This window comes from Aeromicrobium sp. A1-2, assembly GCF_003443875.1.
Classification (GTDB): domain Bacteria; phylum Actinomycetota; class Actinomycetes; order Propionibacteriales; family Nocardioidaceae; genus Aeromicrobium.
Genome location: NZ_CP027482.1, coordinates 3,265,372 through 3,286,081, shown reverse-complemented (window position 1 = coordinate 3,286,081; position 20,710 = coordinate 3,265,372). Strand labels below are relative to the sequence as shown.

Genomic DNA, 20,710 nt, shown 5'->3' with positions numbered 1-20,710 from the left:
CGGTTCGCTCACGCATCGCGACGCTTCAGCAAGATGGCCGCCGCACCGACGATACCGATCACCCAGGCAAGGAGCACCGCAACGCCCCATCCCGTCGACAGCAGCTCGCTGCCGGTCTGCATACCGTCCACGGCGCTGGCTGCGTTGCTCGGCAGGATCTTGCCGAGCGGATCGCTGATCGATGCCGGCAACAGGGAGACCATCAGCGGCGCGATCATCAGCATCGTGACGACAGCTCCGGCGCCGGACGCCGTGCTGCGCAGCAGGAATCCGAGCCCGATACCCATGACGCCGATCGCGGCGCTGTAGAAGGCGGTGCCGACGAGTGCTCGAAGGACGCCCTCGCTGCCGAGGGTGAGCGACTCCCATCCGGCGGGGAGCAGTGCCTGCCCTGCCAGGAAGGCGAGAATCGCTGCCGCGAAGGCAACCACGAAGACGAGTCCGCCGTAGACCGTCGCCTTGGCAGCCAGCACCGACAGTCGCCTGGGGGCTGCGCCGAACCAGGTCCGGATGAGTCCGGTTTGATATTCGCCAGCGACGAGGGCCATGCCCAGGATGGCAATGATGATCTCGGCAAGCCGGAACCCTCCGAGGCTGAGCGACAACGCATTCTGACCGAGATCCTGTGGCCCGTTGCCGCTGCCGGCGAGCGAGGAGAACAGGGCCCCGAAGCCGACCGCAGCTGCTGCTGCGCCCCCGAGCGCAGCGAGATTGGCCCGCACCGTGCGGAACTTCAACCACTCTGCCGAGACGAGCCGGCCGAACGTCACCCGACTCGTCGCGGCGTCAGCCTCATGGGACGGTGGGACGGGCGTCGCGGTGATCTCGTTCGTCGGGATGGGGGTCGTGGTCATCGTGTGCTCCTTCGCGCTACGGGCGGGGGTCGTGGGCTGAGCCGGGGGCATCGGGGCTGTGCTGTCACGCATCGCCATCACGCTGCCTCGTTCGTGAGGGCGTGGGCGCTGTACTCGACGGAGTGGCTGGTCAGGTCCATGAAGGTCTGCTCCAGCGTGCTGCGGCGAGTCGTCAGCTCGGACAAGGCGATCGCGTTCGTCGCAGCCATCCGGCCAATTTCCATGCTGTCCAGGCCCGTGACCGAGAATGCTTCGCCGGGCTCGGACCGAATCGTCACGCCGTCGCGGGTCAGGAGCGATCGCATCCGCTGGTTGTCGTCGGCGCAGACGAGGACGCTTGCTTCAGCACCCATGGCATCCAGCTCGGCAGCGGACACATCAGCGATCAGGCGGCCCTGCCCGATGATCACGAAGTGCTCGGCGGTCAATGCCATCTCGGTCATCAGGTGCGACGAGACCAGCACGGTGCGACCCTCTGAGGCCAGGTCCTTCAGAAGGTGGCGGATCCAGAGAATCCCCTCCGGATCGAGTCCGTTGACCGGCTCATCGAGCATGATCGTCGCCGGGTCACCCAGCAGCGCAGACGCGATCCCGAGGCGCTGGCTCATGCCGAGCGAGAAGCCGCCCGCAGCCCGATCGGCCACGTCCGAGAGCCCGACCATGTCGAGGACCTCCTCGACCCGTCGGGCGGAGACTCCTGTGGTGGCGGCGAGTGCTCTCAGGTGGTTGCGGCCCGAGCGCTTCGGATGGACCGCCTTGGCCTCGAGAAGGGCACCCAACTCCGTGAGTGGGGCCTGCTGCTCGACCAACGACCGACCGTTGACGGTCGCGAACCCGCTGGTGGGCTTGTCGAGGCCGAGGATCATGCGCATCGTGGTCGACTTCCCAGCGCCGTTGGGCCCCAGGAAGCCCGTGACGATTCCCGGCTCGACCACGAAGGAGAGGTCGTCAACTGCGGTGGTGCTGCCATAACGTTTGGTGAGGTTCTGTACTTCGATCATGAAGTCCATCGTGACCGGGACCGACCCGATCGCGCATCGTCCAGACGCAGGCCGTCGGTGTACCGCGATCGCAGTAGCGCACCCGTGCGAGCCGCCCATCGCGACGTCGACGCGCACGGCGGCGCTGCCGTCCTGGCACCGGACTTGTCACGCTGCCGCCGGACTGATTGACTGCTTTCAGATATTCTTGTTATCTGAAACTGATCACCAGGAGCACTATGCCCGACCACATCCACGACGCGGCGATCATCGGCGCGGGCTTCGGCGGCATCGGAGCGGCCATCCAGCTCCGCCAGCTCGGCCGCGACGACCTGGTGATCCTCGAGCGCGAGTCCGATCTCGGCGGGACATGGCACGTCAACCGCTATCCGGGACTCGCGGTCGACATTCCGTCGTCGACCTACTCGTACTCCTTCGAGCCCAACCCGCACTGGTCCCGCCTCTACGCACCCGGCGCCGAGCTCAAGGCCTACGCCGAGCACGTCGCGACAAAGTACGACGTGCGCCGGCACATGCGGTTCGACACCCTGGTCGAGGGCGCAGTGTGGGACGAGGATCAGCAGCACTGGACCGTCAACATCGCCGGTGGCGGACGGCTCCACGCGCGGCTCCTGCTGACCGCGACCGGATTCCTGTCCCAGCCCGCCGTCCCCGACATCGCCGGCATCGACTCGTTCACCGGCACCATCGTCCACACGACCCGGTGGGACGACTCCCTGGACCTCGACGGCCGCCGGGCGGCCGTGATCGGCACCGGGGCGACCGCCGTGCAGCTGATCCCCGAGATCGCCCCACGGCTGGCCGAGCTCACGGTCTACCAGCGCACCGCGATCTGGGTGACCCCCAAGCAGGACGGGGCCATCCCGCGACCCGTGCAGAAGATGTACGCGCGAGTACCGCTGGCCCAGCGCGCGGTGCGCGGCCTCGGCAGCGGCATCCTCGAGCTCATGATGGTCGCCGGCGTCCTCAACTACCGGCGCACCCGGCCGCTCAACCGCGCGATCGAGAAGATCGCGCTCGGCCACCTCGCACGCCAGGTCAAGGACCCCGAGACCCGGCGCAAGCTGACCCCCGACTATTCGTTCGGCTGCAAGCGGCCGACGTTCTCCAACACGTACTTCCCGACGTTCAACCGGGACAACGTCCACCTCGAGACCAATCCCATTGCGCGCATCGAGCCCGACGGCATCGTGACGGCCGACGGCCGGAAGACCACGATCGACACCCTGGTCCTGGCGACCGGATTCAACTTGTGGGACACGAACTTCCCCGCCTTCGAGGTCATCGGCCGCGACGGCAAGGACCTGGGGAAGTTCTGGCGCGAGCAGAAGTTCCAGGCGTACGAAGGTGTCGCGGTGCCGGGATTCCCCAACTTCGTCTCGCTCAACAGCCCGTACTCCTATTCCGGCCTCTCCTACTTCACGACGATCGAGTCGCAGATGCGGCACATGAAGCGGCTGCTGGGCGAGGTGGACCGCGGGGGGGCTGCGACGTTCGAGGTCACCGACCGCGCCAATGCGACCTTTTTGGCCCGCATGCAGGACAACCTCGAGAATTCGGTCTTCGTCAACGGTGACTGTGGCACCTCGCGCAGCTACTACTTCAACCAGCACGGCGAGGCCACACTCCTGCGGCCGACCTCGACGATCAACGCCTTCCGCGAGGCGAGCCGGTTCCCGCTCGAGGACTATGCGTACGCCTAGATCACGCCCGCCCGGGTCGGCACCGATCATCCCGCGCCCCGCCGGAACGTCGAAAACCTGAGGAAAGCCTCGGATAGCATTGTCCCGTGGTCACCCTCGACGATCTCCAGGTCCGCTCACTCGGCGCGAGCACGCTCGACAGCCCCCTCGCGATGTACGTCGGGGGTCGCGAGACCAATGAGTACTACGTCGGCGAGGACGACCGGATCCTGTACGACGACACCCTCGAGCTGATTGCCGCCCGCGGTGTGGCGCTGGAGGATCTGCCGACGTTCGAGTCCGGCGGTCCACGGCGCAAGATCTTCTTCGACCCGGCCACGACCAGGGTCGGCGTCGTCACCTGCGGCGGCCTGTGCCCCGGGCTCAACGACGTCATCCGGGCGATCGTGCTCGAGCTCAACACCCACTACGGCGTGCGTGATGTCGTCGGGTTCCAGCACGGCTACGCCGGGCTCATCGAGGCGAATGGTCATGACGTCGTCGACCTGACGCCGGAGCGTGTCGCGCGCATCAACGAGCGCGGTGGCACGGTCCTGGGATCGTCGCGAGGAGCCCAGGACCCGGTCGCGATCGTCGACCGGCTGGTCGCGCTGGGCATCGACATCCTCATGGTCATCGGCGGTGACGGATCGATGCGGGGTGCTCACAACATCGGGGCGGAGATCGCCGCGCGCGGTCTGACGATCGGCGTCGTCGGCGTGCCCAAGACGATCGACAACGACATCCCGCACATCGGACAGAGCTTCGGCTTCGCCACGGCGTTCGCCAAGGCCGCGGAGTCGATCAAGGGCGCCCGGGTCGAGGTCGAGGCCGCCGTCGGTGGTGTCGGCATCGTCAAGGTCATGGGACGGCACGCCGGGTTCATCGCGTGCTACGCCGCACTCGCCAACCACGACGCCGACTTCGTCCTGATTCCAGAAGTCGAGTTCGCCCTCGACGGTGACAACGGGCTGCTCACACTGCTTCGTCGCCGGGTCGCCGAGAAGGGCAATGCCGTGATCGTGCTGGCCGAGGGCGCCGGGCAGGACCTGATCCCGGCGAGTGACCGCACCGACGCGAGCGGCAATGCCGTCCTGGGCGACATCGCGGCCTACCTCCGCGAGCAGATCAGCAAGGACTTCGCCAATCGCGACCAGCCGTTGACGATGCGCTACTTCAACCCCGGCTACGCGATCCGGTCCGTGCCCGCCGACGCCTCGGACTCCGTCTACTGCACCCGCCTGGCGCAGACCGCGGTGCATGCCGCGATGGCAGGACGGACCGACATGGTCGTGGGCCGCCGCCGTCACCGGTTCGTGCACGTCCCGATCCCGTTCGTCACGACCGGGTCGCACAGCGTCTCCCCCGACGGCGACCTGTGGCTCTCGGTCCTGGAGTCGACAGCGCAGCCCTTCACGATGTCCTGAAAGTCAGATATCTCACATATTGGGACGTGCTTGCCACTTCCTGAGACGATGGCACTCTCGAGGAGAGACTTTCCTCCACACGCCTTCAGGAGACACCATGAGCGACCAGTGGTCATTTGAGACCAAGCAGATCCATGCGGGTCAGGTTCCCGACCCGACCACCGGCGCTCGCGCCCTGCCGATCTACCAGACGACTTCCTACCAGTTCCGCGACACGCAGCACGCCGCCGACCTGTTCGGCCTCGCCGAACCCGGCAACATCTACACGCGGATCATGAACCCGACCCAAGATGTCGTCGAGCAGCGGCTCGCCGCGCTCGAGGGCGGTGTCGGCGCCCTGCTCGTCGCCTCGGGCCAGTCGGCCACGACCGGCGCACTGACCAACGTCGCCGAGGCCGGTGACCACATCGTCGCGTCGGCCAGCCTGTACGGCGGCACCGACAGCCTGCTGCGCCACAGCTTCCCCAAGCTCGGCATCCAGGTCACCTTCGTCGAGGACTCCAACAACCCCGACGCGTGGCGTGCCGCTGCCCAGGACAACACCAAGGTGTTCTTCGGCGAGACGATCGGCAACCCCAAGGGTGACGTCCTCGACCTCGAGGCCATCTCGGCAGTCGCCAAGGAGGTCGGCGTGCCGTTCATCGTGGACAACACGATCGGCACCCCGTTCCTGCTCAACCCGTTCAAGCACGGCGTCGACACCATCGTGCACTCGGCCACGAAGTACATCGGCGGCCACGGCACGGCGGTCGGCGGAGTCATCATCGACGCCGGCACGTTCGACTACGCGGCGCACGGCGACAAGTTCCCCGGCTTCACGACGCCCGATGCGAGCTATCACGGCCTGGTGTTCTCCGAGGCGCTCGGCGCAGCGGCCTACATCGCCAAGCTCCGCGTGCAGTTCCTGCGCAACATCGGACCGGCGATCAGCCCGTTCAACGCCTTCCTGCTCGCGCAGGGCCTCGAGACCCTGAGCCTGCGCGTCGAGCGTCACATCGAGAACACCCGCAAGGTCGCGGAGTGGCTCGAGGCGCGCCAGGACGTCAGCAAGGTCACCTGGGCCTCGCTCGACAGCAGCCCCTACAAGGCACTCGCCGACAAGTACGCGCCGAAGGGCGCCGGCGCCGTCCTGACGTTCGAGCTGCCCGGCGGCGTCGAGGCCGGCAAGGCCTTCATCGACTCGCTCGAGCTGTTCAGCCACGTTGCCAACATCGGTGACGTGCGCAGCCTCGCGATCCACCCGGCGAGCACGACCCACTCGCAGCTGTCGGCCGAGGAGCAGGCCGCTGCCGGCGTGACCCCCGGACTGGTCCGGCTCGCCGTCGGCCTCGAGGGCATCGACGACATCCTCGCGGATCTCGACGCCGGGTTCCGCGCGGCAAAGTGACGATCAGCCCCAGCATCGATCCCTCTCTCGTCACGGGTGCGTGGCGGGGGGGGGATCCGTCGGGTCGGCGTCAGTTCGTCGACATCGGCGACCTGCAGCTCGACTCGGGACGCACGATTCCCGACGTACGGATCGCCTATGAGTCGTGGGGCGAGTTCGACGGATCCAACGCTGTCCTGGTCCTGCACGCCCTGACGGGTGACAGCCACGTGTCAGGGCCGGCCGAGGCCGGCCACCCCACGGTGGGCTGGTGGGACGCCATCGTCGGGCCCGGCAAGCCGGTCGACACCAACCGGCACCACGTCGTGGCCGCCAACATCCTCGGTGGCTGCCAGGGATCGACCGGCCCATCCTCCCGGGACGCGGACGGGTTGCCCTGGGGCGGATCGTTCCCCGACCTGACGGTCCGTGACCAGGTCCGCGCCGAGGTCGCGCTCGCGGACGCGCTCGGGATCCGCACGTGGCGCGCCGTGATGGGCGGATCAGCCGGCGGCATGCGCGCCCTGGAGTGGGCCATCGAACACCCCGAGCGCGTGGAACGGCTGTTCCTGCTCGCCACCTCGGCGTACGCCTCGGCCGACCAGATCGCCCTGTCGTCGACACAGATCGACGCGATCCGCACCGACGGGGCCTTCTTCGGCGGCGACTACTACGACGGTCCGCACGGTCCGCTGCACGGCCTGGACCTCGCCCGCCGGATGGCGCACATCAGCTATCGCAGCGAGACCGAGCTGTCCCAGCGCTTCGGCCGGGACGTCCAGGACGACGGCCGGTTCGCGGTCGTGTCCTATCTTCAGCACCACGGCGCCAAGCTGGTGTCCCGCTTCGATGCGAACTCGTACATCCTGCTCAGCGCCGCGATGAACAGTCACGACGTCGGGCGCGATCGCGGCGGGATCGCGGCGGCGCTCGCCCGGGTCACAGCGCGCACCGTCGTCGCAGGCATCGACTCCGACCGGCTGTATCCGCTCTACCAGCAGCAGGAGCTCGCCGACGGCATCCCCGACGCCGCCCCGCTCGAGGTCGTGCGATCGGACTACGGGCACGACGGTTTCCTGGTCGAGGCCGACCGCGTGGGCCAGCTCGCCCGCGATCTGCTGGCCTGAGACCGCCCGGCGCCAGACGGGCGTCACGCGCGGTGGGCCGGGTCAGCGCTCCTCGCGGAACTCCACGTGCTGCCGGGTGACGGGGTCGTACTTGCGGAGTCCGATCCGGTCCGGGTCGTTGCGGCGACTCTTGCGAGTCACGTATGTATATCCGGTGCCAGCGGTCGACCGGAGCTTGATGATCGGTCGGAGGTCGGTGTGACGTGCCATGGTGCTCACCTCTCGTTGATTGAACATGATTGTCAACAAGCGACGTCCCGTCCGCATTCCCCGGATCAGCTCAGGTGGTGCACCTCCGCCTGCCGGTAGACCGGAGTCGGGATGCCCTCATATCGGGCCTTGAGCTGCAGGGCGAGGTAGAGCGAGTAGTGGCGCGACTGGTGCAGGTTGCCTCCGTGCATCCAGAGGTTCTCCTGCTTCGTCGGCTTCCACATGTTGCGCTGCTCCCCCTCCCACGGACCGGGGTCCTTGGTGGTCTCGGAGCCGAGACCCCAGCACTTGCCGACCTTGTCGGCGGTCTGCTGGTCGACGACATCGGCGATCCAGCCATTCATCGAGCCATATCCCGTGGCGTAGACCACGAGGTCGGCCTCCAGCTCAGTGCCGTCATCCAGCACGACCGAGCCCTCGGTCAGGTGGTCGACCTGGCCGTGCGCGAGCTTGACCTTGCCGTCGGCGACGAGCTCGGCAGCGCCGACGTCGATGTAGTAGCCCGAGCCACGTCGCAGGTACTTCATGAACAGGCCCGACCCGTCGTCGCCCCAGTCGTGGTCGAAGCCAGCCGCCTCGAGCCGATCGTAGAAGTCCTTGTCGCGCTCGGCCATCTGCTGGTAGAGCGGGATCTGGAACTCGTGCATGATCCGGTACGGCAACGACGCGAAGATCATGTCGGCCTTGTCGGTCGTGACACCCGACTCCACCGCACGCTCGGAGTAGAGGTCGCCCAGCCCGATGTCCATCAGCGAGGCCGACTTGACGATGTGGGTTGACGAGCGTTGCACCATCGTCACGTCGGCGTCGTTCTCCCACAAAGCGCCGCAGATGTCGAAGGCCGAGTTGTTCGACCCGATCACCACGACCTTCTTGCCGGCGTACGCCTCGGGGCCGGGGTGCTGGCTCGAGTGCTGCTGCTCGCCGCGGAACACGTCCATGCCGGGGAACTCGGGGACGTTGGCCTGGCCCGACATCCCCGTTGCGAAGACCAGTTGGGTCGGGCGCAGCTCGACGCTCTCGCCGTCGCGGTCCACCGTGACGCTCCAGGTGCTGGACTCCTCGTCGTACACCGCAGCCGTCACGGTCGACCGCGACCAGTACGGGACCTCCATGACCTTGGTGTACATCTCGAGCCAGTCGCCGACCTTGTCCTTGGGCGCGAACACCGGCCAGTTCTTCGGGAACGGCAGATAGGGCAGGTGGTCGTACCAGACCGGATCGTGCAGGCACAGGCTCTTGTAGCGCGAGCGCCACTGGTCGCCGGGCCGATCGTGCTTGTCGATCACGAGGGCGGGCACGCCGAGCTGGCGCAACCGGGCACCCAGGGCGATACCGCCCTGGCCGCCGCCGATGACCACGGCGTACGGCTGAGTGCGGTAGCCGAGATCAGCCTCCTCGGCCTCGCGCAGCTCCTTCCACGACGCCCTGCCCTTGGACAAGTCATGGCTGACACCCTGCGGCCGGGTCTCGCCCTGGCTCTCCTCGTGACCCTTGAGCTCACGCAGGCTGGTGAGCAGCGTCCAGCCCTGGTCGCCCTTGAGGCGCAGGTGACCCTTGCCGCGTCCCGTCGCGGTCTCGAACTCGATCCACGCCTCCGTGACGCCGTCAGCCTCGGTGGGCGTCTCGGTCGTCGCGAAGCCGGACGGATCGGTCTCGGCCACGCACTCGCCGAGCATGTCGGCGACACCCTCGCGGCCCTCGACCGTCGTGATGTTCCAGGTGAACGCGACCAGGTCGCGCCAATAGCTGTCGGTGGTGAACAGAGCGGCCGCTCCCTGCGCGTCTCGAGACCGCAGGGCGCCCTCGAACAGCGCCAGCCAGCGATCGACCCTCTGCTGCGGCGTCGGGGCATCAGTCTCGCGCTCGATGGTCTGAGTCATGTCGACTCCCTTCCTCGGGATGTGACCCACAGCACACCGCATCGGTCCCGGAGTTCGAAAGAGTTGCAGGGGGTTGCAACGACCCTGCAACCGCGGGACACGCACGATGCAGCATGGCCCGAGAAGCTCTGCACGCCGATCCGCTCCGACTCACCCGAGCTACCCACGTCGTACGCCAGGCCGCGCTCGAGGACCGGCGCGCGCCGGGCCCGATCAGGTCGGTGATCGGCGCGTCGTGGCGCCGCATGCGACTGCAGGGCCTGAGCCCGGCTGGCGCTCCTGAGATCGCACCCCTGCCGGGCGAGGAGCTGCTCCGCCGACGTGAGGGCAGTGGGCTCCAGCCGCTGATGCCGCTGCTGCGGCAGCACCTGCTCCCGGCCTGCGAGGCGACCGGACAGCTCATGGTCGTCGCCGATGTCGAGGGCAGGGTGCTGTGGCGGGAAGGCCAGGTCGGAGTCCTGCGACACGCAGACCATCTTGGTTTTGTGGGCGGCTCGGCGTGGACCGAGGGCAACGTCGGGACCAATGCGATCGGTACGTGCCTCGTCACCGAGGCCCCCGTCCATATCCACGCGGCCGAGCACTACGCGCAGTCGCACACCCCGTGGACGTGCGCCGCGGCACCCTTGCGAGACCCGGCCACCGGCCGGGTCCTTGGTGTCGTGGACCTGAGCGGCCCGGTCCACACCGTGCACGCCGGGACCCTGTCCATGGTGACCCTCGCAGCGCGGCTGGCCGAACTGGAGATCCGCGCCGCGACCCAGGAGCGACTCCACGGACTCCGGGCGATCGCCGCCCCGCTGCTTGCGCGGCTCGACGGGCGAGCACTCGTGGTGGCATCCGATGGCACGACCGCCGCCGCGACGGGCCTGGTCCCACCAGATCGCGTCGCGCTGCCCATCGGATTCGGCGGCGAGGACGCCTGGGTCGCCGGGTTCGGTCTCGTGACGGCCGAGCCGCTGCCCGGCGGATGGCTCCTGCGGATCAAGGATGACGACGGCGAGGAACAGATCTCCTCGATGACCCTGGACCTGTCCTCACCGGATCCCGTGGTCAGGCTGACTGCGGCGGGCAGCACCTGGGCCCACGCCCTGACGCCTCGCCACGGCGAGATCCTCCTGACGCTGCTGCTGCACCCGGGCGGACGATCGGCGGCCGAGATCGCCGACGACCTGTTCGCGGACCCGACCCGGGTCGTAACGGTGCGCGCCGAGATCTCCCGGCTCCGGAAGGTCCTGGGCTCGGTCATCGCCCGCCAGCCCTATCGAATGGCGCAGGGCGTCCGGTCCGAGATCATCGCCCCGCCCGAGGGCATCACGGCTCTCGCCAGGTCCAGCGCACCCGTCGTGACGCGGTGGAGGGCCGGGATCGTCACCGACTGAAGCGCGATCCGCGCTACACCGGGCGCCCGGCTCACAGCTCCAGGTACATCACATGGAGGCCCACACGACCTTGAGAAGCGTGGTCGAAGGCACCGGGCACGGTGCCGACGATCGCGAAGCCGAGTGACGTCCACAGCGCCACGGCCGCGAGATTGGTCTCGACGACGGCGTTGAACTGGATGCCGGCAAATCCTTGCTGCCTCGACCACTCGATCATGTGCACGGCCAGGGCTCGGCCGATGCCACGACCGCGTTGCCGAACGTCGATCATGAAGCTGGCCGTGCCGATGTGGGCGCCACGGCCCGGCCGGTTGGGCCCCATCTTGGCGGAGCCGAGCACCAGGTCACCCTCGGCCGCCACGACGGTCCGGCCCGAGGACTGATCCATCCACCACGGTCGCGCCTCGTCCGCGCTCAGGCCCTCGGGGAAGGCGTAGGTCTCGCCCGCCTCGACCACGGCGGCGAAGATCGGGTAGATCTGCGTCCAGTCGTCGTCCACGGCATCCCGGATCATCACGACACGAGCGTAGTCGTGGACTCCGTCAGGGGTTGACCGCGAGGTGACGGGCGCGCTCACGCCTCGCGACCGCGGTCGTCACGACCGAGATCACCGACCAGACCACCAGGACCAACACCGGGCGCACGATCTGTCCGCCGCCGAAGTAGGCGATGCTGGTCGCAGCATCCCGTCCAGCCCCGTGGGGGAGCCACTGGGTGAGGGTGGCCCACGGCTCGGGGAGCAGCAGCGGATGCGCCAGCGTCACCATCGGAGCGGCCGACAGGACCAGCACGGTCGTCGCGACACCGATGCCGGGAACGCCGAGCAGGCTCTCCAACGCGAGCGTCGTGGTCGCGCCGGCGAGGATCGTCAACGCCATGACCAGCCACCACGCCGCGATGCCTGTGTCGTAGTACGCGGCCGCCAGCACAGCGAGGACTCCCCCGACCACGACGGCGGCAGCCGCGCTGGCGGCAAGGCGCCAAGACCCGCCGGTGAGCGTCTCGGCGTGTGGACCGCGCCGCCACGTGATGAGCACTGCGACACCCAGGCCGACCACGACGCAGGTCCCGGCCAGGACGTACGCGTGCCAGTGGTCCGCGTCGCCCGACCGCACGGGGACCAGGTCCGTGACCGCGATGCTGCGTCCGTACGAGGACTCGATCGCAGTGATCTGGGCCAGGACCATCTGGTTGAGCCGGGTCCCGTTTGCGGAGGCGACGTAGACCCGGTCGGTCTCCTGCCTGAGGTCGACGACGATCGCCGCGACGCTCCGCCCGCCGCGCACGCTGTCCCTGGCCTCGGCCGGCGTCGACAGCGCCTCGGCTTCGACCGGCCGCCCCTGGAGCGAGTTCGCACGCTCGACGACAAAGGCCCCGACCACGGCCGGGGCGACGACCCGGATCGGTGCCGCGTGCGGATCCTCTTCGGGACCGGCCAGTGCGAGCGTCACGATCACGACGAGCTGGAGCAACCCGACCAGCACGATCGTCAACACCTGTGCTCGCCTCATGAGCACCGAACCTACGCGGTGTGGAACCGTGGACTTCATGAGCATCGCGCGTCTTCCGTGGAGGGTCCGGGTGCTGCTCGTGACGGTGCCCGCCGGCGCCGCGATGTTTGCCGCCATTGCCCTCGCTCCCACCTCGAGCGACCCGGCAGTCGGCGATGTCCCCCGCGCGTCGGAGACCCAGTGCCTGCCGATCGAACCGATCACGTCCGTTGACGGTCTCAACGACATCGCCTCGACCCTGCGGGGGAGCCCGGAGTTCCAGGGCGCCGACGTGGGTGCGGACGTCGAACTGCAGGACGGCCGCCGGCTCTGGGTCTTTGGTGACACGCTCAGGTCGCCAACGTTCAGCGGCCAACGGTTCGTCCGCAACTCGATGCTGGTGTTCGATGACAGCTGCGCGGACGTCGTGCTCCCGGCCGACCACGGCGCACTCATCCCGGACCGTGAGGACGGAGTGGGCTACTGGCCGATGTCGATCGCCAAGGTCGAGCACGTCGGCTACGACCTGGTCGGGGTCGCGGCGCAGCGGGTTCGAGGCGCGGCTCAGCCGGACGGAGCGGCGGCCTTCGAGAACCTCGGTCCGGCGATCGCCCTGTTCGTCGTTCGGCGGGGCGACACGCCCCAGCTCCTCGAGGTCCGTGACATCGGCGCCGATCTGGCCGGCACGAAGCGGACGACGTGGGGAGCGGCGACGGCCGTCGAGGGCGGGTGGGTCTACCTCTACGGCACCGCATCGCCCGGCGCGGACCTGGTGTTCGGCTTCTCCCTCCAGGTGGCCCGGGTCCGACCCGACGACATCCTCGACGCCTCGCGCTGGCGCTACTGGGACGGGTCCCGCTGGCAGCAGCACGCCTCCGAGGCGACGACCCTCATCCCGGCGACCGGTGGGGTGTCCCAGACGCTGAGCGTCTTCCGCCAGGCCGGCCGGTGGTACGCCGTCAGCAAGCGCGACGAGTTCCTCGGGTCCGACCTCGTCGTCTGGTCGTCCCCCGGCCCGACCGGCCCGTTCTTCGCAGCTCCCCCGGTGGCCCAGATCCCGTCCAACGAGAAGACCGGAGCCCTGCGCTACATGCCGCTGGCCCACCCGGACCTGCTCCCCGAGCAGGGGAGCATCGTCGTGTCGTACAGCCAGAACAACACCGACGTCGGCGAGATCAACGCCAATCCATTCCTCTACCGACCGCGGTTCCTGCGGATCCCGCTGCCGTAGCGGCGTCAGACCATGCGGCGGACGATGCTGAGCGGCGCATGCTTCATGACCTGGCCCAGCGGCGCCCACGGCCATGACGGCACGGCGGCGTCGGTGACCTCCTTCTCGATGCTCTTCACCAAGGCGACGCACCCCTTGTGGGTATCGACCATGAATGGCGAGGACTGCTCGACCTGCGAATTCATCTCCGAGGCGATGTAGCCCGGGAACAGCGTCGTGACCTTGATGTCGAGGCCCTTGCGACCGATCAGGTCCGAGCGGATACCTTCGGCGACCATCGCGATACCGGCCTTGGTCGCGGCATACGTCGTCATCGACGACGGCATGCCGCGCATCGCCGACATCGACGAGATCACCACGAGGTGACCGGCCTTGCGCTCGTAGAAATGCTCCATCGCGGCCTCGCACTGAGCGATCGCGGCGATGAAGTTGGTCTCGGCGGTCTGCTTGTTGGCCTGGAACTTGCCCGTGCCGATGCGGCCGCCCTTGCCGAGGCCCGCGTTGACGATGACCCGGTCGAGCCCGCCGAGATCCGTCACGGCCTGCTTGAAAACCGCGAAGACCCGCTCGTGGTCATTGACGTCGAGTGCGTGGACGACGACATCGATGTCGGGATGGGCCGCGACGAGCTCTGCACGCAGCGCCTCGAGCCGGTCGACCCGCCGAGCGGTCAGGGCCAGGCTGTGCCCCTTCGCGGCGAGGATACGGGCCATGCCGGCGCCGAGCCCGGAGCTCGCGCCGGTGATGAGTACGTTCTTGCGCATGTGTTCAGTCCTTCTTCGACATCTGGATGGAGGCCTTGTTCATCATCGAGTAGTACAGCGGCCGGGCGAAGCGCTTGGCGGCATACGCGATCTTGCCGTCGCGGTCGGTGAGGATGATGTGCCGCCCCTTCGAGACACCGGACATGACGCGCGCGGCGATGTCGTCGGCGCTGAGCTTGGCCCGGTCGATCAGCTTGGCGGCCGAGGCGTTGGCGGCCTCGTCCTTGCCACGCAGGGAGTCGGTGAGGTTGGTCTTGAAGAACGTCGGGCAGACGACCGAGACCTTGACGCCGAACGGCTTGAGCTCGTGGAACAGTGTCTCGCTCAGCGCGACCACGCCGGCCTTGACCGCGTTGTACTCGCTCATCCGCGGCGGGTGGATCAGGCCGGCCGCCGAGGCGGTGTTGACGATGTGCCCGCTCCCCTGCGCCTTGAACATCGGCGTGAACGTGCGGCAGCCGCGGGCGACGCCGAGCAGGTTGATGTCGACAATCCACTGCCACTGGTCCATCTCGGAAAGCTCGATCCGGCCACCAGCCGCGACGCCGGCGTTGTTGAACAGGTAGTCCAGGCCGTCCCACTCCTCGACGACCCAGTCGCGCGCCCTGGCCCAGTCGACGTCCTGCGTCACGTCCAGGGTCAGGTAGGACACGCGGTCGAGGCCGCGCAGCGACTCGGGCAGCTCGGCGTGAACGTCCGTGGCGAGGACACGGCCACCACGCTCGACGAACTGGTGGACCAGGGCCAGGCCCAGCCCGGAGGCTGCGCCGGTGACCAGGACGCGGGAATCGAGGGCAATCGACATGTCCAGATACTAGCGGTATCTGGACGGCGGCTCATCGGAAGGTGATCAGGTCCCGGGGCAGGTGCGTGCTTTCGTTGAACGCCAGCAGACGGGGCCCGGTCGATCCGACGATCACGGTCGTGACACTCGCGTTGATGACGACGTCGTTGAGCCGCTGGAACAGCGAGTCGTCGCCGCTCAACAGGTGTGAGGCAACCATGGCTATCGGCCCCCCGGAGGTGAACACCACGACCGAACGACCCGAGCTGGCGTCGGCGGCCACTGCGGCGAACGACGTCATGACCCGGGCCACGAAGTCCTGGTAGGTCTCGGCATGCTCTCCGTGCCCCGCGATCCACTCGTCGAGCGCGAGGTTGAGCACCCGTTGGAAGGCCTTGGGGTCCGCCGTCATCGATCCGGGGTCATAGGCCTTCGCGATCGCGAGATGGTCGTACTCGTTCCAGCCCGCATCGACGTCGTAGCCGTCGCCGTGACCACACGCGTCGATCGCGGCGATAGCGGTCTGCGCGTGGCGCTTCATGGATCCCGCCACCGCCGAGGTGGGCGCCCAGCCCGATGCCTCCCAGGAGGTGCCGAGCCCGATCGACTGCTCGACTCCGGTCGAGGAGAGGACGTCGTAGTCGTCACTGCCCCACGAGGCCTGGCCATGCCTGACGAGGTGCACCGATCCCATCCACGCAGCCTAGCGTCGAGGTCGCGGGCCGAGCCGGGGACTCGGTCGCCGGGTCAGATCGCGAGCGAGATGACAGCTGCAGTGGTCGGCTCCAGGGAGCCACCGCGCGGCTCGACCGTTACGGCGACGTGGTCGGCCGCCTTCAGGTCTCGCATGATCATCGTGCCGCCGGTCGCGAACGTCCCCTGGGAGCGGGCATCGGGGCCCTGGATCATCCACACCTGGTAGACGCTGCCCTTCTTGAGGGCAGGCAGGTCATTGGCCACGATGACCGCGACGTCGCGCGCCGACGAGGACACCAGCCGCACGTTGCCGCCGCCGGAGAAGGCACGGGCCTTGGTGGAGGCGTCAGGTGCGGCGAGCACCGACGAGATGGACTCGCTGGCAACCATGCTGTCCCGGGCGTTGCCTCGTTCGATCGCGAACCCACCGGCTGAGACGGCTCCGAGCGCGAACACAGCGGCCACGACAAACCGGGGCAGCACGCGACGCAGGCGGCGGTGTCGGTCCAGCTCGGCCACGACCGGTCGGATCTGGGACGTCGACCGCGTGGCGGCCAGCACCCGTGCGCGCATCGCGTCCGGGGGTGAGATCGCGGTGACCTCGGCGAGCCGGACGGTCGTGGCGAAGAAGCCAGCCATCTCGGCCCGGCAGGATTCGCAGGCCTCGAGATGGCCCTCGAAGCGGGCGCGATCGCGGTCGTTGAGTGAGTCCAGTGCGTACGCACCGGCGAACGCATGCAGGTCGGTCATGGCGCGCTCCTCACTGATCGATGGCCCCGATGCGCCGGTCGGCGTACGGGGCGTGCTGTGTCTTTCACTGGTGATTCGTCGCCGCGAGGACCAAGGATGGGTGCGTTCGGCAACTGCAGCAAACAAAGCTGTGGACGCGCCCCAGGCGCGTCCACAGCTTTGTTTGTTGCCCCGTCAGGGGCGTGGTGTCAGTCGCCCGACGTGGTGTTGACCGTGATCTTGGCGATGCCGACCAGGAGGTCCTTGGTGACGGCGTCCGTCTTGAAGACGTCGTTCAGCAGGCCAGCAGCAACCGGGCTGATGAAGACCTTGGTGCCCTCGAGGATCGCGGTGTCACCCTCGGCCTGCAGCGGCTTCAGCGTGTTGCCGTTGAGCGTCAGGACGTACGCGCTGGTGACAACGGACTTGCCGTTGACCGACACGTCGCCGTAGACACGCGAGGCGCCCGGGTCGACGTTCAGGTTCGTGATCTCGACCTTGGTGTCGCCGGCCTCGAGCGAGAAGCCCGAACCCTCGTGCTGGACCTGGCCCTGGACGTACGGGGAGATCGAGCCGGGCTTGTAGTAGCTGACGTTTCCGCCGGTGACCGGGAAGACGAGCGAGCCATCAACGAGCTCGGCGGTGCCGACGACGCCGGGCGTGAGCTTCAGCGAGGTCAGGGCGTCAGTGAAGCCCGTGTCGAGCGCCACGGCGGTGTCTTCACCGGTCAGCGCGCTGATGTGAGCCAGCGCCTTGGGAGCGGACGAGGAAGCGGCCGAAGCCGAGTCGATCGTGGTCGCGATGATCGTGACGGGTACTGCTGCGGCGGCGGCCATGGCGATGCCGGCGACGAACTTGCGGTTCTTGAAGGTGCTCATGGTGTTCTCTCAATCCTGTGGGTGGCTTGTACCAGTGCTTCGCCGCCACCGGGCCGAGGGATTGGTGGGATTGCGAACAGATCTGCCGAATCGCTGAATCTTCTTGCCAGTGCGGGAGGATCTCGAGCTGGAGTGCGTCCCTCACGAACGACAGCAGCCGTCGTACCGGGAGTCCGGTACGACGGCTGCTGGGTTCGCTCCCTCAGGGGAAGCTGGGTGAGACTGAGATCAGTCGCCCGAGGTCGTGTTGACCGTGATCTTCGCGACGCCGACCAGGAGGTCCTTGGTGACGGCGTCGGTCTTGAAGACGTCGTTCAGCAGGCCGGCAGCAACCGGGCTGATGAAGACCTTGGTGCCCTCGAGGATCGCGGTGTCACCCTCGGTCTGCAGCGGCTTCAGCGTGGAGCCATTGAGCGTCAGGACGTACGCGCTGGCAACGGCGAGCTTGCCGTTGACCGACACGTCGCCGTAGACACGCGACTCGCCCGGGTCGACGTTCAGGTTCGTGATCTCGACCTTGGTGTCGCCGGCCTCGAGCGAGAAGCCCGAACCCTCGTGCTGGATCTGGCCGATGACGTAGGGCGAGACGGTGCCCGGCTTGAAGTACGTGACGTTTCCGCCCGAGATCGGGAAGACGAGCGAGCCATCAACGAGCTCGGCGGTGCCGACGACGCCGGGCGTGAGCTTCAGCGAGGTCAGGGCGTCGGTGAAGCCCTTGTCGAGCGCCACGGCGGTGTCTTCACCGGTCAGTGCGTTGATCGCGGCCAGCGGCTTGGGGGCCGAGGTCGAGGAGGAGGAGGACGACGAGGACGAGGAACCGGCCGAATCGGAGGAGCTGCAGGCCGCGAGCGGGAACGCTGCGACGGCGGCCAGCGCGATGCCGGCGAAGAACTTGCGGTTGCGGTTGGTGCTCATGGTGTTCTCTCAATCATGTGTGGGTGGCTTGTACCAGTGCTTCGCCACCGTTCTGCCGAAGGATTGGTGAGATTGGAAATGATCTTGCTCGTGGGGAACTTTTTTTCGTAGGGCGACTCGTGAGTAACCCCTGAACACTCCTACGCTGAGCCGATGAGCACCCTGGGAGTGGCGTTCTCCACCGAGAGCACGTCGGCAACTGCACGCACGATCCTGTCCGAGGCCTTGCGCAAGGCCGATCCCGTGGGAGCGCGGGCGGTCGAGAACGAGACGAGCTGGCGGCGCAACTACCTGAGTCACTTCAGGCGAGCGGTCGAGGCCGGCATCGGTGAGCCACCCGCAGCGCAGGCGATCGCTGCGGACGGGCTGGCCGCCGCCCGCGGCGCCATGCGATTCGGTGACGTCGGGCTCGACGAGGCGATCAGCGGCACCGCGCTGTCGCAGGTGTTCCACACCCGCACGATCCAGGGCACCGCCGCGGCCGAAACCCAGCTCACGGTCCCGTACCGCGGCGAGCGGCTCGGCGGCAAGGCGCTGACCGACCAGATCGAGGTGTGGGCCGCGACCGGAATCATCACGCAGTCGTGTGCCGATGCCCTCAAGACCGTGCAGGCCAACCCTTCGTGGCTCCGGCTGGAGGGCGACACGATCGTCATCCTCGGCGCCGGCGCCGAAATGGCGCCATACCGCGCCCTGCTCCGCTGGGGGGCCGAGATCGTCGCGATCGACCTGCCGAACCCCGACATGCAGGCGCGGGTGCGCGCACACGCCGAGGAGTCGGCCGGCCGGGTCCACGTCCCCGCCCGCATCATGACCAACGGCGACGACGACTCGGGTGCCGACCTGGTCACCGAGCTGTCGGCCGTCGCGCACTGGCTCGACGGGATCGATGGTCGGCTCGTCCTGGGCAACTACTGCTACGCCGACGGCTCGATGCACGTGCGTGTGTCGATGGCGGCCGACGCGCTCGCGACGCACCTGACCCAGCAGCGGCCCGAGACCGCCCTGGCGTTCCTCGCCACACCGACCGACACGTTCGCGGTGCCGGCCGAGGAGGTCGCCATGGCCAATCAGGCGTACGCCGATTCCTCGCGACTCGTGCGCGCTCCCCTGCGGATGATCAGCGGTGGCCGACTGCTCCAGCGCAACTACCCGCCCGGCGCGGACCCCGGGATCTGCGACGCCCTGGTGCCCCAACAGGGTCCCAACTACGCGCTGGCCAAGCGCCTCCAGCGGTGGCGGGCCACCACGGCCCGGCAGGCTGGCACGACGGTGTCGCTCAATGTCGCCCCCGCGACGCGCACCCGCTCGGTCGTCAAGAACAAGGCCCTGGCCGCGGCCTACGCAGGTGCGCACCGATTCGGCGTCGAGGTGTTCGAGCCGGCCACCAGCAACACGTTGATGGCGGCCCTGCTGGCGTACGACCTGCGCGCCGACACGGCCCCGCAGGCCGAGCCGTGGCAGGACGAAGCGGTCAACGCCGCGCACGGGGGACTGTGGACCTCGGCCTACCACCCACGCAGCGCGCTGGGCCTCGCCGCAGTGCTGGGCATCGGCGCGCTCCGGGGGTGAAGTCCGGCTGCGCGGTCAGTCGACGAAGGTGACGGCGTCCGTGATCGCGGCCCGGGTCGACGTGAACTGCGCCGTCGGGTGGTCGGGATCGGGGTGGCCGAACGCGATCCCGCAGACGACCAGCCGGTCGTCCGGCAGGGCCAGCTGCTCGCGGATCGCCGGCGCGACCTGCCCCATCGCGGCCTGGGCGCACGTGCCGAGGCCCCATGCCTCGGCGGCGAGCATGAACGAGTTGACGTAGAGACCGCAGTCGATCGCCCCGTAGACACCCAGGTCCGCGGCGGTCGTGATGATCGCGATGTGCGGAGCTCCGAAGAACTCGAAGTTGCGGAGCATCTGCATCGCGGATCCGTCACGGTCACCGCGGACGACGCCGACCGCCTCGTAGAGCTGCCAGCCGACCTCCTTGCGACGCACGTCGTAGACGCCGGTGTAGGCCGCGGGGAAGGGGAAGTCAGATGGGGCGGGCTGCCCGAGCGTCGCGAGGACGTTCTCGACTGCGGCCTTCGACAGCGCCTCCTTGGCCTCGCCCGACACGATGTGGACCTGCCACGGCTGGGTGTTGCACCACGACGCGGTGTGCTGGGCAGCAGACAGCAGCCGTTCGGTGACATCGCGCGACACCTCGTCGGGAAGGAATCCCCGGCAGCTGCGTCGTGCGGTCAGGACCCGGTCCACGACCTCGAAGTCGCTCATCGTGTCCTCGCTCATCGTGTCCT

The 20,710-nt window shown here is 68.3% G+C and carries 20 protein-coding genes; 7 read left to right on the top strand and 13 right to left on the bottom strand.

Translation table 11 applies throughout. From position 1 onward, the window contains the following. Nucleotides 1-8: 8 nt before the first annotated feature. The gene (locus C6I20_RS16190; protein WP_162891382.1) at nt 9-854 is read right to left on the bottom strand and encodes a hypothetical protein; all 846 of its coding nucleotides are present in this window, start codon (nt 852-854) and stop codon (nt 9-11) included. Between the two features lie 77 nt (nt 855-931). Then, a complete protein-coding gene (locus C6I20_RS16185; protein WP_118399051.1) occupies nt 932-1,855 on the bottom strand; it encodes an ABC transporter ATP-binding protein in 924 nt (307 codons plus the stop codon). A gap of 218 nt (nt 1,856-2,073) precedes the next feature. Here C6I20_RS16185 and C6I20_RS16180 point away from each other — a divergent pair, with 218 nt between their 5' ends. The 4 genes from C6I20_RS16180 (at nt 2,074) to C6I20_RS16165 (ending at nt 7,457) form a co-directional block, all read left to right on the top strand. Further along, the gene (locus tag C6I20_RS16180) at nt 2,074-3,558 is read left to right on the top strand and encodes an NAD(P)/FAD-dependent oxidoreductase (protein ID WP_118398012.1); all 1,485 of its coding nucleotides are present in this window, start codon (nt 2,074-2,076) and stop codon (nt 3,556-3,558) included. A gap of 86 nt (nt 3,559-3,644) precedes the next feature. Then, a complete protein-coding gene (locus C6I20_RS16175) occupies nt 3,645-4,964 on the top strand; it encodes an ATP-dependent 6-phosphofructokinase (protein WP_118398009.1) in 1,320 nt (439 codons plus the stop codon). A gap of 97 nt (nt 4,965-5,061) precedes the next feature. Beyond that, nucleotides 5,062-6,351: a bifunctional o-acetylhomoserine/o-acetylserine sulfhydrylase gene (locus C6I20_RS16170; RefSeq protein ID WP_118398006.1), complete on the top strand. Its 1,290-nt coding sequence runs from the start codon at nt 5,062-5,064 to the stop codon at nt 6,349-6,351. Further along, on the top strand, nt 6,348-7,457 hold the full coding sequence (locus C6I20_RS16165) for a homoserine O-acetyltransferase (RefSeq protein WP_216822922.1): 1,110 nt from the start codon (nt 6,348-6,350) through the stop codon (nt 7,455-7,457). The genes C6I20_RS16170 and C6I20_RS16165 overlap by 4 nt, the downstream gene beginning before the upstream one ends. 42 nt (nt 7,458-7,499) lie before the next feature. Here the strand turns inward: C6I20_RS16165 and rpmG are convergent, their stop codons facing one another. Both rpmG and C6I20_RS16155 read right to left on the bottom strand, forming a co-directional pair. After that, nucleotides 7,500-7,667 (bottom strand): 50S ribosomal protein L33, encoded by a 168-nt coding sequence (gene rpmG / locus C6I20_RS16160; protein ID WP_118399047.1) that lies wholly within the window; start codon nt 7,665-7,667, stop codon nt 7,500-7,502. Between the two features lie 65 nt (nt 7,668-7,732). Further along, nucleotides 7,733-9,550 carry an NAD(P)/FAD-dependent oxidoreductase gene (locus C6I20_RS16155; RefSeq protein WP_118398003.1) on the bottom strand — a complete coding sequence of 606 codons (1,818 nt, stop codon included), beginning with the start codon at nt 9,548-9,550 and terminating at the stop codon, nt 7,733-7,735. Nucleotides 9,551-9,663: 113 nt separating this feature from the next. On the opposite strand from C6I20_RS16155, the gene C6I20_RS16150 reads away from it, so the two are divergent. Further along, nucleotides 9,664-10,932, top strand: a complete 1,269-nt coding sequence (locus C6I20_RS16150) for a helix-turn-helix domain-containing protein (RefSeq protein ID WP_118398000.1) — start codon at nt 9,664-9,666, stop codon at nt 10,930-10,932. Between the two features lie 31 nt (nt 10,933-10,963). Here C6I20_RS16150 and C6I20_RS16145 read toward each other — a convergent pair whose 3' ends face one another. Together C6I20_RS16145 and C6I20_RS16140 are read right to left on the bottom strand one after the other, a co-directional pair. Next, nucleotides 10,964-11,446 carry a GNAT family N-acetyltransferase gene (locus C6I20_RS16145; RefSeq protein ID WP_254052337.1) on the bottom strand — a complete coding sequence of 161 codons (483 nt, stop codon included), beginning with the start codon at nt 11,444-11,446 and terminating at the stop codon, nt 10,964-10,966. Nucleotides 11,447-11,474: 28 nt separating this feature from the next. Further along, nucleotides 11,475-12,443, bottom strand: a complete 969-nt coding sequence (locus C6I20_RS16140; protein WP_162891381.1) for a hypothetical protein — start codon at nt 12,441-12,443, stop codon at nt 11,475-11,477. A gap of 37 nt (nt 12,444-12,480) precedes the next feature. Between C6I20_RS16140 and C6I20_RS16135 the strand changes: the two genes are divergently transcribed. Beyond that, nucleotides 12,481-13,653, top strand: a complete 1,173-nt coding sequence (locus C6I20_RS16135) for a DUF4185 domain-containing protein (protein WP_162891380.1) — start codon at nt 12,481-12,483, stop codon at nt 13,651-13,653. 5 nt (nt 13,654-13,658) lie between these two features. Here the strand turns inward: C6I20_RS16135 and C6I20_RS16130 are convergent, their stop codons facing one another. From C6I20_RS16130 to C6I20_RS16105, 6 genes are all read right to left on the bottom strand, one after another. Next, nucleotides 13,659-14,417: an SDR family oxidoreductase gene (locus C6I20_RS16130; RefSeq protein ID WP_118397991.1), complete on the bottom strand. Its 759-nt coding sequence runs from the start codon at nt 14,415-14,417 to the stop codon at nt 13,659-13,661. 4 nt (nt 14,418-14,421) lie between these two features. Then, nucleotides 14,422-15,222: an SDR family NAD(P)-dependent oxidoreductase gene (locus C6I20_RS16125; protein ID WP_118397988.1), complete on the bottom strand. Its 801-nt coding sequence runs from the start codon at nt 15,220-15,222 to the stop codon at nt 14,422-14,424. A gap of 31 nt (nt 15,223-15,253) precedes the next feature. Further along, nucleotides 15,254-15,895 carry a histidine phosphatase family protein gene (locus C6I20_RS16120; RefSeq protein WP_118397985.1) on the bottom strand — a complete coding sequence of 214 codons (642 nt, stop codon included), beginning with the start codon at nt 15,893-15,895 and terminating at the stop codon, nt 15,254-15,256. 53 nt (nt 15,896-15,948) lie between these two features. Beyond that, a complete protein-coding gene (locus C6I20_RS16115) occupies nt 15,949-16,647 on the bottom strand; it encodes an anti-sigma factor domain-containing protein (protein ID WP_118399042.1) in 699 nt (232 codons plus the stop codon). Between the two features lie 188 nt (nt 16,648-16,835). Further along, complete coding sequence (locus tag C6I20_RS16110) at nt 16,836-17,504, bottom strand: hypothetical protein (protein ID WP_118397982.1); 669 nt, start codon at nt 17,502-17,504, stop codon at nt 16,836-16,838. Between the two features lie 228 nt (nt 17,505-17,732). Then, nucleotides 17,733-18,419, bottom strand: coding sequence for a hypothetical protein (locus tag C6I20_RS16105; protein WP_118397979.1), 687 nt, complete (start codon nt 18,417-18,419; stop codon nt 17,733-17,735). A 153-nt stretch (nt 18,420-18,572) separates the two neighbouring features. Between C6I20_RS16105 and C6I20_RS16100 the strand changes: the two genes are divergently transcribed. After that, on the top strand, nt 18,573-19,991 hold the full coding sequence (locus C6I20_RS16100; protein ID WP_118397977.1) for a hypothetical protein: 1,419 nt from the start codon (nt 18,573-18,575) through the stop codon (nt 19,989-19,991). Nucleotides 19,992-20,006: 15 nt separating this feature from the next. Here C6I20_RS16100 and C6I20_RS16095 read toward each other — a convergent pair whose 3' ends face one another. Continuing rightward, on the bottom strand, nt 20,007-20,702 hold the full coding sequence (locus C6I20_RS16095) for a nitroreductase (RefSeq protein ID WP_254052172.1): 696 nt from the start codon (nt 20,700-20,702) through the stop codon (nt 20,007-20,009). Between the last annotated feature and the right edge of the window lie 8 nt (nt 20,703-20,710).